Source organism: Mycobacterium sp. (assembly GCF_039583785.1).
Lineage (GTDB): Bacteria > Actinomycetota > Actinomycetes > Mycobacteriales > Mycobacteriaceae > Mycobacterium.
Genome location: NZ_JAVKSG010000080.1, coordinates 1 through 13,280, shown reverse-complemented (window position 1 = coordinate 13,280; position 13,280 = coordinate 1). Strand labels below are relative to the sequence as shown.

12 protein-coding genes are annotated in these 13,280 nt (G+C 66.4%); 6 read left to right on the top strand and 6 right to left on the bottom strand.

The window, feature by feature from the left end; genetic code table 11:
• Positions 1-866: SDR family oxidoreductase (locus ABDV69_RS18075; RefSeq protein ID WP_343576841.1), on the bottom strand; the 866-nt coding region annotated here is incomplete at its 3' end.
• The gene (locus ABDV69_RS18070) at positions 863-1,483 is read right to left on the bottom strand and encodes a TetR/AcrR family transcriptional regulator (protein WP_343576838.1); all 621 of its coding nucleotides are present in this window, start codon (positions 1,481-1,483) and stop codon (positions 863-865) included. The genes ABDV69_RS18075 and ABDV69_RS18070, both read right to left, overlap by 4 nt.
• Before the next feature lie 45 nt (positions 1,484-1,528).
• On the opposite strand from ABDV69_RS18070, the gene ABDV69_RS18065 reads away from it, so the two are divergent.
• Together ABDV69_RS18065 and ABDV69_RS18060 are read left to right on the top strand one after the other, a co-directional pair.
• A complete protein-coding gene (locus ABDV69_RS18065) occupies positions 1,529-2,665 on the top strand; it encodes a phosphotransferase family protein (RefSeq protein WP_343576837.1) in 1,137 nt (378 codons plus the stop codon).
• Positions 2,665-3,789 (top strand): hypothetical protein, encoded by a 1,125-nt coding sequence (locus tag ABDV69_RS18060; RefSeq protein ID WP_343576835.1) that lies wholly within the window; start codon positions 2,665-2,667, stop codon positions 3,787-3,789. The genes ABDV69_RS18065 and ABDV69_RS18060 overlap by 1 nt, the downstream gene beginning before the upstream one ends.
• Here ABDV69_RS18060 and ABDV69_RS18055 read toward each other — a convergent pair.
• On the bottom strand, positions 3,786-4,778 hold the full coding sequence (locus tag ABDV69_RS18055) for a TIGR03617 family F420-dependent LLM class oxidoreductase (RefSeq protein WP_343576834.1): 993 nt from the start codon (positions 4,776-4,778) through the stop codon (positions 3,786-3,788). The two genes, ABDV69_RS18060 and ABDV69_RS18055, sit on opposite strands and share 4 nt — an antisense overlap.
• Before the next feature lie 99 nt (positions 4,779-4,877).
• Between ABDV69_RS18055 and ABDV69_RS18050 the strand changes: the two genes are divergently transcribed.
• Complete coding sequence (locus ABDV69_RS18050) at positions 4,878-6,224, top strand: flavin monoamine oxidase family protein (RefSeq protein WP_343576843.1); 1,347 nt, start codon at positions 4,878-4,880, stop codon at positions 6,222-6,224.
• Between the two features lie 48 nt (positions 6,225-6,272).
• Here the strand turns inward: ABDV69_RS18050 and ABDV69_RS18045 are convergent, their stop codons facing one another.
• Entirely contained in the window at positions 6,273-7,223 is a 951-nt protein-coding gene (locus tag ABDV69_RS18045; RefSeq protein WP_343576832.1) for an alpha/beta hydrolase, read from the bottom strand.
• A gap of 278 nt (positions 7,224-7,501) precedes the next feature.
• Here ABDV69_RS18045 and aceA point away from each other — a divergent pair, with 278 nt between their 5' ends.
• Positions 7,502-9,802, top strand: coding sequence for an isocitrate lyase ICL2 (gene aceA, locus ABDV69_RS18040; RefSeq protein ID WP_343576830.1), 2,301 nt, complete (start codon positions 7,502-7,504; stop codon positions 9,800-9,802).
• Here the strand turns inward: aceA and ABDV69_RS18035 are convergent.
• Positions 9,799-10,698: an NAD(P)-dependent oxidoreductase gene (locus ABDV69_RS18035; protein WP_343576828.1), complete on the bottom strand. Its 900-nt coding sequence runs from the start codon at positions 10,696-10,698 to the stop codon at positions 9,799-9,801. The genes aceA and ABDV69_RS18035 overlap by 4 nt on opposite strands.
• Positions 10,699-10,776: 78 nt before the next feature.
• Between ABDV69_RS18035 and ABDV69_RS18030 the strand changes: the two genes are divergently transcribed.
• Positions 10,777-10,908 carry a hypothetical protein gene (locus ABDV69_RS18030; protein WP_343576826.1) on the top strand — a complete coding sequence of 44 codons (132 nt, stop codon included), beginning with the start codon at positions 10,777-10,779 and terminating at the stop codon, positions 10,906-10,908.
• Here ABDV69_RS18030 and ABDV69_RS18025 read toward each other — a convergent pair.
• Complete coding sequence (locus tag ABDV69_RS18025) at positions 10,905-12,635, bottom strand: acyl-CoA dehydrogenase family protein (protein WP_343576824.1); 1,731 nt, start codon at positions 12,633-12,635, stop codon at positions 10,905-10,907. The genes ABDV69_RS18030 and ABDV69_RS18025 overlap by 4 nt on opposite strands.
• Positions 12,636-12,738: 103 nt before the next feature.
• On the opposite strand from ABDV69_RS18025, the gene ABDV69_RS18020 reads away from it, so the two are divergent.
• The coding region (locus tag ABDV69_RS18020; RefSeq protein ID WP_343576822.1) for a hypothetical protein at positions 12,739-13,280 on the top strand (542 nt) is incomplete at its 3' end.

Below are 13,280 nucleotides of genomic sequence, written 5' to 3'. Positions count from 1 at the left end.
TAGCCGAACGCGCGAAAGCTGCCGTCCAGCACCTGCAGGTGACCAATCGTCCGCCCCGTCACCACCGCCGGATCCACCAGCACCAACTCCGCCGCCGCGCGGGCGAACTCCGCAGGGGGCGACACCTCGGCGAACTCGCGGGCGTAATACGAAAGACCGGGCGTCATGATCGCTTTGGACGGCGACAACGCGTTGACCGCGATGTTATGCGGCGCCAGATCGTAAGCAGCACAGGACGTCAAGTGCTCCAGCGCGGCCTTGGACCCGCCGTAACCGGGCAACACACCGGCACTGCGGTCGGGATACGGCCCATCGCCCGGTAGCCGAGAGGCGACCGAGCTGATATTGACGATCGAACCGGCGCCCGCGGCCACCATGTCCGGGTAGACCAGCTGGATCAGCTCGTAGGCGGCGAACACCGCGATCTCGAAGTGCCGCCGATAGGCACCCAGCGGCGTGCCGACCAGCGGTGGGAAGTCCGGTTTGGCACCGTTCTGCTGCGCTTTCGTCGGCTTGGGTCGCGCGTCGTCGCCGGGTTTCGGCGGACGGCCCGGCGCCGTGAACGCCGCATTGTTGATCAGGATCGTGATCGGGCCCAATGCATCTCGCGTCTCATCGACCAGTCGGGATATGTCGTCGCGGTCGAGCAGATCCGCGCGGATCGCGTGAGCGCGTCCACCGGCGGCCTCGATGTCAGCAACGGTCTTCCCGATAGTGCCGGGAAGCCGCTCGTCCCATACACTTTCGGTTCGGCCGACCACTGCGACCGCTGCCCCGTCGGCCGCCAGCGCCAGCGCGATCTCGCGGCCCAGCCCGCGACTGGCACCAGTAACGATCGCGCCGCGGCCTTCGAGTCGTCCGGTCACCGGCCCGACCCTACATCTCGGGTGACGCCGTGCACGAGGATCGCGGTGGTCTGGTCCACCCAGGAGTCGTCGAGCGGTTGGTCCGGACTCAGCAGCATCCGCAGCAGCGTGGACCCACCGATCAACTCGATCAACCGATCCGGGTCGACATCACGGTGCACCTCACCGCGGTCGACCGCTTCGCTGAGCCGCACTTGCACCGCGGTGAACAAACCCGCAAACCGCGACATCACCCGGGCGTTGAGTTCGGGGTCGGCGCTCATGTCGGCGACCAGCCCCGGCAGCGCGGCGCGGACCACCGGGGTGGTGAACACGTCACGCGCGGCCGCGATCATCGCTCGCAGGTCAGCCGCCATTCCGCGGGTCGGGCCGACCAGCGCCGTCGGCGCCACCGGGAACGCCGCCTCGTGAACCAGCTCGGCCTTACTCGACCACCGGCGATACAGCGCTGTCTTTGTCGTTCCGGCCCGCTCGGCGACCGCAGCCAAGGTCAGATTCGAATACCCAATTTGCACAAGCAGTTCCGCGGTCGCCGTCAATATGGCAGCGTCGATACGCGGGTCCCGGGGCCGCCCGGCACCCGGGGCCTTGTCAACCGCAGATGGGTCTGCTTTCATAACGCTACCCACCGTATCGTAATTGCCTCACGAAGGAGGCGTCCCGTGCCACATGAACCTGTACTCGACCAGGTCGACAAGCTCCAGCGCTCGAGCCGCGACGTCACCACGTTGCCGGCGGTGATGTCGAAGTGGTTGTCGACGGTGCTCCCGGGCGGCGCTACGCCCGCGATCACCGTGGAAAGCGGTGTCGACTCGACCGGCATGTCGTCGGAGACCATCATCCTGACCGCGCGCTGGGACGACGACGGCACGCCGGTCGAACAGAAGCTGGTGGCCCGGGTGGCACCCTCCGCCGAGGACGTCCAGGTGTTCCCCACCTATCGGCTCGACCACCAATTCGAGGTGATCCGCCAAGTCAGCGAGCTGACCGACGTACCGGTGCCGCGGGTGCGCTGGTTGGAATCCAGCGGCGAAGTGCTGGGCACGCCGTTCTTCTTGATGGACTACGTCGAGGGCGAGGTGCCACCGGACGTCATGCCCTACACCTTCGGCGGCAACTGGTTCGCCGACGCGCCCGTCGAACGCCAGCGTGAACTCCAGGACGCCACGGTGTCGGTGCTGGCGTCACTGCATTCGATTCCACACGCCGAGATGACGTTTGGCTTCCTTGCCGACGGGCAGGCGGGTGATACCGCCCTGCGCCGGCACGTCAACTGGGTCCGGTCCTGGTACGACTTCGCGGTGCCCGACATCGGCCGATCACCCTTGCTGGAGCGGACATTCACCTGGCTGGAGGACAACTGGCCCCAGGATGCGGCCGGAGGCGAAACCGTGCTGCTGTGGGGCGATGCCCGAGTCGGCAACGTGTTGTACCGTGACTTCCACCCGGTGGCGGTGCTGGACTGGGAAATGGTGGCTCTGGGTCCGCGCGAACTCGATGTCGCGTGGATGATCTATGCGCACATGGTCTTTCAAGAGCTCGCCGGCTTGGCGACCCTGGACGGGCTACCCGGGGTGATGCGCGAAGAAGACGTCCGCGCCACCTATCAGCGGCTCACCGGCGTCGAGATCGGCGACCTGCGCTGGTTTTACGTCTACTCCGGCGTGATGTGGGCCTGCGTGTTCATGCGGACCGGCGCGCGGCGGGTGCACTTCGGCGAAACGGAGAAGCCTGACAACGTCGAGTCGTTGTTCTACCACTCGGGACTGATGAGACGCCTTATCGGAGAGGAGCGGTAATGCCGCAAATGCTAGGCCCGCTCGACGAGTTCCCGGTGCACCAGGTCGCCCAGCCCATCGCGTGGCCGGGTTCCTCGGACCGCAACTTCTACGATCGCTCCTACTTCAACGCCCACGACCGCACCGGGGACATCTTCGTCATCAGCGGCATCGGCTACTACCCCAACCTCGGGGTGAAGGACGCGTTCCTGCTCATCCGGCGCGGCGACACCCAGACCGCGGTGCATCTGTCCGACGCCATCGACTCCGACCGGCTGAACCAGCACGTCAATGGTTACCGGGTCGAGGTGATCGATCCGCTGCACAAGCTGCGCATCACCCTCGCTGAAACCGAAGGCATCGCAGCCGATCTCACCTGGGAGGGCCTGTTCGACGTCGTCCAGGAGCAGCCGCACCTGATGCGCTCCGGAAACCGGGTGACCCTGGACGCGCAGCGCTTCGCGCAACTCGGCAGCTGGAGCGGACAGATCATGTTGGACGGCAAGGAGATTCCCGTGCGCCCCGCCACCTGGATCGGCAGCCGTGACCGGTCCTGGGGCATCCGGCCGATCGGCGAACCCGAGCCGGCGGGCCGGCCCGCCGACCCACCGTTCGAAGGCATGTGGTGGCTGTATGTGCCAATCGCATTCCAGGACTTCGCCGTCGTGCTGATCATCCAGGAAGCCCCGGACGGGTTCCGCTCGCTGAACGACTGCACCCGGATCTGGCGCGACGGCCGCGTGGAACAACTGGGCTGGCCGCGGGTCAAGATCCACTACACGTCCGGCACCCGCATCCCGACCGGCGCCACGATCGACGCGACCGCACCCGACGGCACGCCGGTCCACTTCGACGTCGAGTCCAAATTGCCGGTACCGATCCACGTCGGCGGCGGCTACGGCGGTGACTCAGACTGGCTGCACGGCATGTGGAAGGGCGCGAAGTTCACTGAACGGCTCACCTACGACATGACCGACCCGGCGATCATCGGCCGGTCGGGCTTCGGCGTGATCGACCATGTCGGGCGCGCGGTATGCCGCGACGGCGACGGCGACCCGGTCGAGGGCTGGGGCCTCTACGAACACGGCGCGCTGGGCCGCCACGACCCGTCCGGCTTCACCGACTGGTTGACGGTTGCGCCCTAACGCAATTCGTCGATGATCGCCGCCAGCGTCGGTAGACCCATCGGTGCCGCCTGGTAGAGGCAGACGGTGTCGGCGACGCCGTCGACGCGCTCCCGGACGTGTCGGGCCACGTCGGCGGGGGTACCACAGGCGGCGATGGTGTGCAGGATCTCGTCGTCGATGAGTCCGCCCATCTCCTCCCAGCGCCCTTGCTTGGACAGCGTGTTCAATTCGGGCTGCAGGTCCTGCCAGCCGTGCGCGGCCAACACGGGCCGATACGCCGGCGTCGATCCGTAGAACGCCAGCAGCGCACGCGTTCGCGTGTGCGCCGCGTCGAGTTCGGCCTCGGTGTCGCCGGCGGAGACGATGATCTCGTGCAGCACAGTGAAGCGATCGTGCTCACGGCCGGCCAGAGCGTCACGCACGATGGGCATGGTGTGCTCATGCAGGAAGCGCTTGGAACCGAACGGCATCACCAGCAGACCGTCGGCATGTTGCGCGACGGCGCGGGTCAGATGTGGGCCGAGCGCGCCGACGTAGATCGGTGGTGGGCCAAAAGGATTCGGCCCCGGGTTGAAGGTCGGCGTCATCAGGGTGTGCCGGTAGTAGTCGCCGCGGAAATCCAACCGCTCACCGGAATCCCAGGCCGCGAAGATCGCCCGCAGCGCCGCGATGAGTTCGGTCATCCGGGCCACCGGTCTGTCGAACTCGGCGCCGAACCGTTTTTCGATTTGCGCGCGGATCTGGGTGCCCAGCCCGAGGATGAACCGGCCGGAGCTCAGCAACTGGTGATCGTTGGCCTGATGAGCCAGGTGAATCGGGTTGCGCGGGAACGCAATAGCCACGTTGGTCATCAGGTCGAGGCCGGGCACGGTCGCCGCCAGCGTCAACGGCGCGAACACGTCGTGCCGGCCCTCGAAAGTGGCGACCCCACCGGCACCGGCATCGCGGAGCTCCCGAGCGCGCTCGGCGGCATCGGTCAGGCCGTAGAGAGCTGTGAATACTTTCACCGGGCCGCCTTACGACGATGCAGGCGGCGCAGTCGCCTGAGCAGGAGTGAGGCTATCGAACCCGACACTACGCAGCGCCGATAGGGTTGACTGATGGGCATGCCCGACACAACCTGGACTGCGGACGTCGTGGTGGTGGGGGCCGGTTTCGCCGGACTCTCCGCCGCCCGTGAGCTGAGCCGACTCGGCCACGACGTGCTGGTGCTCGAGGGTCGCGATCGGGTCGGCGGGCGCTCCTACACCGGTCAGGTCGCCGGCATCCCGGTGGACATGGGCGGCACGTTCGTGGGCCCGACGCAGGACTCAGTCCTGAAGCTGGCCGCAGACCTCGGCATCACCACCGTTCCGACCTACCACGAGGGCGCCAACCTGATCCGGTGGCGCGGCGCGGTGCGGTCGTACAACGGCACCATCCCGCGGTTGTCGCTGGCAGGTCTGCTCGATCTCGGCCGTGTGCGTTGGCAATTCGAGCGCATCGCGCGATCCATCTCGCTGAGCGAGCCGTGGACCGCCCGGCGCGCCGCCACGTTGGACGGCCAGTCGTTGGGCCAGTGGTTGCGGTCGGTGCGGGCCAGCGCCACCACGCGCGACCTGCTGGCGATCGTGGCGCGGGTGACCTGGGGTTGCGAACCCGACGGCGTGTCGATGCTGCACGCCGCCCGCTACGCGCGCGCCGCCGGCGGGCTGGACCGGATGCTCGACGTCGAGAACGGCGCCCAGCAGGACCGGTTCGCGGCCGGCACGCAACAGATCGCCGACACCGCGGCAGCCGAACTCGGCGATCGCGTGGTGTTGCAGGCCGCTGTGCAACGCATCGACTGCCATGCCGACGGGGTGACGGTTAGCAGCGAAAAGGGCAGGGCCGAAGCGAAATTCGTCATCGTCGCTGTCCCGCCGGAGCATTGGAACGTCATCGAATTCAGCCCGGCACTGCCCGTCGAGCACCGACAGCTGCCCGCGCAGTGGCCCCAGGGCCGGCTCAGCAAGGCCTACGCCGCCTACCCGACACCGTTCTGGCGTGACAAAGGCTTCTCCGGCGAATCGCTGTCCGACCAGGGTCCGGTGTTCATCACCTTCGATGTCAGCCCCGACCCCAGCGGGCCCGGGATCCTGCTGGGCTTCGTCGACTCCCGCGGCTTCGACGCGCTGCCGGTTGTCCAGCGTCGCGAGCGGGCGCTGAAGTGCTTGGCGGCGATGTTCGGCGACGAAGCTCTCACGCCGATCGACTATGTTGACCACCGCTGGGGCGCTGAGGAATTCGCACCCGGCGGACCGACGGCCGCGGTGCCGCCCGGTTCCTGGACACGTTTCGGACCGATGCTGCGACGTCCGGTCGGGCCCATCCATTGGGCCGGCACCGAGACCGCCGACGAGTGGACCGGCTTCCTCGATGGCGCGGTGCGTTCTGGGCAGCGGGCCGCCGCCGAAGTCGCTACCCGCTTCTGAGCGCGGCTGCTTCCCATCGCTGCGCTCTGCATCCTCGCCGCGCGCCGGCTACAGGGCGCGCCGCAGCCCAACTGAATCGGCCAGCCCGCGCAGTTCCCGGGTGACCTCAAGCGGCCGTTCCAGCATCGAGCAGTGACCGCCGGGCAACTCGACGAGAGCCACCAGGTTGGGTGCCGCAGCGGCAATCCGGCGCGACTGCACCAGCGGCGTCAGACGGTCGCGCTGACTACCGATGACCAGCGTCGGCACGGTCAACCCGGTGAGGTCGATGTGGCGGCGCCCCATCGCCTCGACAAGAGCCTTGCCGCAGCCACCGCGACCGGCCGGCGAGGTGGCCTTGAACAACTCGAAGATGAGTGCCGCGACCGCGCGGTCCGCGTCGGCGCCGACTGCCAGCATCGACACCATCTCGCGACTGGCCCGCTGCACCCCGGGCGGCACCGTCAACGAACCGAAGATGTTGATCAGTGCACGCCCGCCCAGAACGCGCGCCGCGGCCAACGGTGGCGGAGCCGGTAGCAGTCGCACCTCACGCAGCAAGTCACCGGTCGTGGTGTTGATCAGCGCAACGGCGTCCGCGCGGGCCTCGACCTTGTGCCGGTAGTGGTCCGACCAGGCGGCAATTGCCATGCCGCCCATGGAATGTCCAGCAATGACGGCGCGCTCCCCCGGCGCCAACGTGGCATCGAGCACCGCGTCGACATCGGCGGCCAGGTGGCTGAGGCTGAAACCGCCGCGGCGTGGCAACCCGCTGCGACCGTGACCGCGGTGATCGAACGCGATCACCCGGTAGTTCTGTGCCAGGTCAGCGATCTGGCAGGCCCACACCCGGATTGCGCAGGTGATGCCGTGCGCGAGAACGATCGGATGGCCATCGTCGGGACCGAATACCTCGGTGTGCAGGCGAGTTCCATCGGCGGAGCGCACCTCGACGGTGCGGCTCGGCGGTAACGCCGCAGGCAGGGATTGCGACCCATAAGCCGTTGGCGAAGAACTCATTGCGCTCCCCTCGTCCGCGGCAGCGTCGCCGCGCCCGGAGAGCCTATCCGAGCGAACTACCCGATGTCTGTCGAAAAATGACTGTCACGACATTTTTCCTGAGTACCCCACACTCGACCTGGGGTTGCGCCGGGATTGGCCGCTTCGCGTCGACGGCAGGCCGGCTGCGGCTGGGCGGAGCAGAGATCCGATTTTGAAACGTCGTGGTGTGCCACCGCCATAGACTCTCATCAGCAGGCTAAATCGGGACGATGTCGAAACTGGAGAGTGGAGAAAACATGAGCACCATCGAGGCGGATGCAGCGACGCAGGCCCCGTCTGAGCACGCGTTCGAGAACGACGTAGCAGCCACCCAGCAGTACATGGACAGCCCACGCTTCGACGGCATCACCCGCCTCTACTCCGCGCGCCAGGTCGTCGAACAGCGCGGCACCATCCCGTCGGACTACATCGTCGCGCGGGAGGCCGCCGAGGCCTTCTACCCGCGGCTGCGCGAGCTGTTCGCCCAGAAAAAGAGCATCACCACCTTCGGGCCGTACTCGCCCGGGCAGGCCGTGGCGATGAAGCGGATGGGCATCGAGGGCATCTACCTCGGCGGTTGGGCCACCTCGGCCAAGGGCTCGATCAGCGAGGACCCGGGCCCCGATCTGGCCAGCTACCCGCTGTCCCAGGTGCCCGACGAGGCCGCCGGCCTGGTTCGCGCGCTGCTGACCGCCGACCGCAACCAGCAATACCTGCGCTTGCGGATGAGTGCGGAACAGCGCCGACGGACGCCCGCGGTAGACTACCGGCCGTTTATCATCGCCGACGCCGACACCGGCCACGGCGGCGACCCGCATGTCCGCAATCTGGTCAAGCGGTTCGTCGAGGCGGGCGTGCCCGGATACCACATCGAAGACCAGCGACCGGGCACCAAGAAGTGTGGCCACCAGGGCGGCAAGGTGCTGGTGCCGTCGGATGAGCAGATCAAGCGCCTTAACACGGCCCGCTTCCAGCTCGACATCATGCGAGTGCCCGGCATCATCGTCGCCCGCACCGACGCCGAGGCGGCCAACCTGCTCGACAGCCGCGCCGACGAGCGCGACCAGCCGTTCCTGCTGGGCACGACGAACCTGAAGATCCCGTCGTACAAGGCGTGCTTCCTGGCGATGGTGCGCCGCTTCTACGACTCCGGCTTCACAGAGCTCAACGGTCACATGCTGTATGCCCTGCCCGAGGGCGAATACGCCGCGGCCGACTCGTGGCTGGAGAGCAACGGCATTGCGGAGCTGATCACGAAGGCAGCCGCGTCGCCGGATCACGCGCAGCAGTCCATCGACGCCGTGTTCGACGAGATCGAATCGACGTTTGTCGACGCCTGGCAACTCGACGCGGGATTGATGACATACGGCGAAGCAGTCGCTGAACTTCTCGAATTCGCAGCGAACGAAGGCGATTCGAACGACATGAGCGCCGAGGAATGGCGGGCGTTCGCCCAGCGCGCACCCCTTTACACCGCGCAGCAGAAGGCAAAGGAGTTGGGCATCAACGTCGCTTGGGACTGCGAGCGGGCCAAGACACCGGAGGGCTACTACCAGATCCGCGGCGGCATCCCGTACGCGATCGCCAAATCGCTTGCCGCAGCGCCGTTCGCCGACCTGCTCTGGATGGAAACCAAGACGGCGGATCTGGTCGACGCTCGCGAATTCGCCGACGCGATCCACGCCGAGTTCCCCGACCAGATGCTGGCCTACAACCTGTCGCCGTCGTTCAACTGGGACACCACCGGCATGACCGACGACGAGATGCGGTCGTTCCCTGAGGAACTCGGCAAGATGGGCTTCGTCTTCAACTTCATCACCTACGGCGGCCACCAGATCGACGGTGTGGCCTCCGAAGAGTTCGCGACGTCGCTGCGCCAGGAGGGCATGCTGGCGCTGGCCCGCCTGCAACGCAAGATGCGACTGGTCGAATCGCCCTACCGCACACCGCAAACACTGGTCGGCGGACCACGCAGCGACGCCGCACTGGCCGCCTCGTCCGGCCGTACCGCAACCACCAAGTCGATGGGCGAGGGATCCACGCAGCATCAGCACCTGGTGCAGACCGAGGTACCGAAGAAGCTGCTGGAAGAGTGGCTGGCGCTGTGGGGCGACCACTACAAGATCGGCGAGACGCTGACCGTGCGGCTACGTCCGCGGCGCGCCGGCTCCGACGTTCTCGACCTCGGCATCTACGGCGACAACGCCGACGAGCCGTTGGCCAATGTGGTGGTCGACCCGATCAAGGACCGGCACGGCCGCAACATCCTCACGGTGCGCGACCAGAACACGTTCGCCGAGAAGATGCGCCAGAAGCGGCTGATGGATGTCATCCATCTGTGGCTGATTCACCGCTTCAAGCCCGAGATCGTGTACTACGTGACACCGACCGAGGACAACATCTACCAGACCGAAAAGATGAAGTCGCACGGCATCTTCAGCAACGTCTACCAGGAAGTCGGTGAGATCATCGTCGCTGACGTGAACCAGCAGCGCATCGACGAGCTGCTGTCACCCGATCGTGAAGCGCTCAAAAAACTGATCGCCAAACAGGATTAGCCGACGAGCTCAGGATGGAACTTCGCCGCCATCCGGCGGAGTCCGTCCTGCCAGTCCACGGTGCCGGCGCCGATCAGCTCGTGCATCCGCGACGCGTCGGTGGGATTGCCGCGCAACGCCTGTGGGCTCTCCTCGAACACCGGGTCCTTGCCGACCAGCGAACCGAGGTAGCGGCACCAGTCCTGCAGGCTGACGGTCTGGTCGCCGCACCAATTGACGGTGATCGCCGGCACCGACGCGGCCGCAAGCAGTTTAGGGATCGTCGCGATGATGTCATCTTCGTGAATGGGGTTGTAGCTGGCCGGAACTCCGGCGGGCACCGGGATCGGGATACCGGCCAGCATCATCTCCATGTGGTAGAACGGCCATCCCCCGTTGTCGCCGTAGGGAACATTCAGTCGGGCGATGACGGTCGGAATCTCGACAGCGCGCGCCATGGTCCGAGCAACGACCTCGCCGGCGATCTTGGAGATCGAGTAGGTGGGGAACAACGGTTTGTGGTTGTCGCCCAACGCGGAGCGTTCGGTACGCGGCTCGTCGTCCGGGGGGTCGTAGACGGCGGCTGACGAGCAGTGCAGGAACGCTTTTGCGGTGCGGCAGTGTGCCATCAGCAGGCCGACGGATTCTGCGTTGGCGCCGAGGTCCTTGTCCCAGTCGCCGCTTTTGGCAACCGCCAAGTTGAGCACATAGTCAAAATCGTTGGGCAGACCGTCGAACTCGCCGGCAGCCAGGTTGACCGTCTCGCAGTGGACTCCCGCCTTTTCCAGATCTTCGCGAGCAGCGGGGTTGGTGAAGCGGGCGATGCCCCACACCTCGTTGTCGGCCGCCAGTGCCTTGGCGATCGGAACGGCGACTTGTCCGGTCGGGCCGGTGATCAGAATTTTGGAATCACGCATCCGCTGATCGTAGGCACGCCGTCGGCTTTACCGCCGCAAAAATCTCGGCCAGGTCGGAACAAGAAGGTAAACCGCTCAGTGCCCCAGAGCTGTGCGGACTTCTCCGCCACCTTCGGACGCGTCGCACTGCCCAACGGGGCGGCCTACGCAGCCACCAAGCGGGCGCGCTACTGGCAGCACGTCACGCCGCGGGTCGGCCCCACCAACTAGGGCCGCATCTCGTAGGCACCGTCGTAGGCCCGGACCTGCTCCCACACCCGGTCGAACCGGCTGGAGTCGGTCACCGGCCTGCGCACGGCCGCCAGGGCCCAGTCCTGTTGTGGCGCCTTCGTGCTCGCCTTCCCGTGCAGGGCGACTGCATGGCGGGAGAAGTCGCGGATCTGGACCTCGAAGATCTGGTCTACCAGGTCGGTATCGAGCCCGATCAGATCCGCCTGCTCGAGGATCAGTTGCCCGTACACCACCAGCGTGAAGAGGTGACCGACCACCAGGAGGAAGTCCAGGTCTTTCGTCTGCTCGGGGTCCGGCGCGGCGGTCAGCAGCAACTCTTTGAGCGCGCGCGCCTGCTCGTAGAACAGCCCGACGTTGGGAATCTTCGAATGCCGCTGGTAAACCTTTGCCCAGTCGGCGAATTGCACCTTCGATGCGCCGCGCGCCGGGCCCTGCGCCCAGAAGAACACGTCGTCGGCCGGGTCGTTGCGGGTACCGATCTCGGGGTATTCCGCGGGGTTGAGCATGTAGTTCGGCATGAACTTCAGGATTTGTGCGACGTTGACGTGGACGGTGCCCTCGAGTCGCGGCAGCGCGCCGATCAACCGGGCCACCTCACAGAAATAGGTGTTCTTCTCGAACCCCTTGGCGGCCAGCACATCCCACAGCAGCGTGACCACGGCTTCGCCTTCGGACGTGACCTTGGATTTGGTCACCGGATTAAACAGCAGGTAACGACGGTCGTCGAGGCTGGCGCTGCGGAAGTAGTCGATGGCTCGGTCGCTGAACAGCTTCATCGCGATGATTCGCGAGTAGGCCTCGACGAAACTGGCCCGCACGTGCCGGAAGTCGGTGACCGGGTTACCGTACAGAATGCGGTTGTTGGCGTGGCTGATCGCCTCGTAGAAAGCATGCTCGCACATACCGATTGATCCCGAGCACAGGTTGAATTTGCCGACGTTGACGGTGTTCAATGCGGCCGAGAACGCTTCCGGGCCGGTGCACAGGATGTCCTCCTCGTGCACCGGGTAGTCGTTGAGCCGGAAGTTGCTGACGAACATCTGGCCATGCACCACGTTGCCGATCAGTTCGTAGTTCTCGTGCGCGCTGTCAGCGACGAACCACACGTAGCCGTCGGCGCCGTCGATGTCGGTGCGGCGCGAGAACACCGACACCATGCCGGCGACGTTGCCGTTGCCGATGTAGTACTTCTCCCCCGACGCGCGGAACACCACACCGTCGTCGTCGCTGTCCGAAGCGGGCGTCAGCAGCAGGTCGGTGTTGTAGATGTCGGCGCCGTGGTCCCGCTCGGACAACGCGAACGCCATCACCCCGCCCGCCTCGAGTTGTGCGGCCGCGCGCTCCTTGGCCTTGATGTTGTCGCTCTGCCAGATCGGCCCGAGGCCCAGAATCGTCACCTGCTCGGCGTACCAGTACGACAGCCCGTAGAACCCGAAGATCTCGCTCAGCGCGGCGTTGCGGGACGTGTCCCAGCGCTTGTTCGGGTCACCGCCGCTGTACTCCGACGGGGTGAGGAACGTCGCGAAGATCTTCTCCTGCTTAATGAAGTCCAGGAAGTCCGACACCCACGTCGCCTCGAGGTCGTCGCGGAGCAGCTTGGCCTTGCCGCGGTCTTCGAACCAGTCGATCACCGCCCGCAGCCGACGGCGGGTTTCCGGATCGAAATGCGACGGGTGGTAGGTGTTCGGATCGAAAAGCAGTCCCATGGGCGTCGAATCTAGCTTTGTGGATCTCAAGAATCTAACGATTCGGGGATCATGCGGCGTGGGTGCGGGATCCGTCTCCTCGCCCGTGGTGTCGTCAAGGCTTATGTCCTCTTACCTGCCTTGCACTCGACGCATCGCCGTCGCTGCGGCGGCGTGCTGGACGCTGCTCGCGATCGGCACACCTCTGGCGGCCGCCGATCCAGCCACCGACGCGCTGGGCTTCGTCGACTCCGCGGCCCGCTGCGCGGCACCGAACACCGCCGTCGCGTTCGGCAGCACGGCGAACTCGCGAGTCGCGATCTGCAAGAGTCCGGCCGGTCAGTACGGCTACCACGGTGTGCGGATCAGCGACGGCGCGAAACTGATCGCCGCAGCCACGGCGTCCACCGACGGTAGCTTCATCGCCAAGCAGGACGGTGTCACCTACACGGTGACGCCGAGCGCGCTGGTGGTCAGCGACGCCAGCGGAGTGATCCGCCGTGAGCCGATGACGTCCTATCACGGCCCGAAGACCGCGCAAGCTCCAGCAGGTACGCCGCAAACCCCGGCGGCGAACCCTCAGGCCCCGGCCGCCGCACCGACGTTGGCCGCACCCACGTCGACGGCGCCGCTGCCGCCGCCGCTGCCCGCCGAAGTCGGCGGCGG

Coding starts and splice junctions, on each gene's coding strand:
- ABDV69_RS18070 (WP_343576838.1), bottom strand. CDS start 1,483: ATGAAAGCAGACCCATCTGCGGTTGACAAGGCCCCGGGTGCCGGGCGG.
- ABDV69_RS18060 (WP_343576835.1), top strand. CDS start 2,665: ATGCCGCAAATGCTAGGCCCGCTCGACGAGTTCCCGGTGCACCAGGTC.
- ABDV69_RS18050 (WP_343576843.1), top strand. CDS start 4,878: ATGCCCGACACAACCTGGACTGCGGACGTCGTGGTGGTGGGGGCCGGT.
- ABDV69_RS18045 (WP_343576832.1), bottom strand. CDS start 7,223: ATGAGTTCTTCGCCAACGGCTTATGGGTCGCAATCCCTGCCTGCGGCG.
- aceA (WP_343576830.1), top strand. CDS start 7,502: ATGAGCACCATCGAGGCGGATGCAGCGACGCAGGCCCCGTCTGAGCAC.
- ABDV69_RS18035 (WP_343576828.1), bottom strand. CDS start 10,698: ATGCGTGATTCCAAAATTCTGATCACCGGCCCGACCGGACAAGTCGCC.
- ABDV69_RS18025 (WP_343576824.1), bottom strand. CDS start 12,635: ATGGGACTGCTTTTCGATCCGAACACCTACCACCCGTCGCATTTCGAT.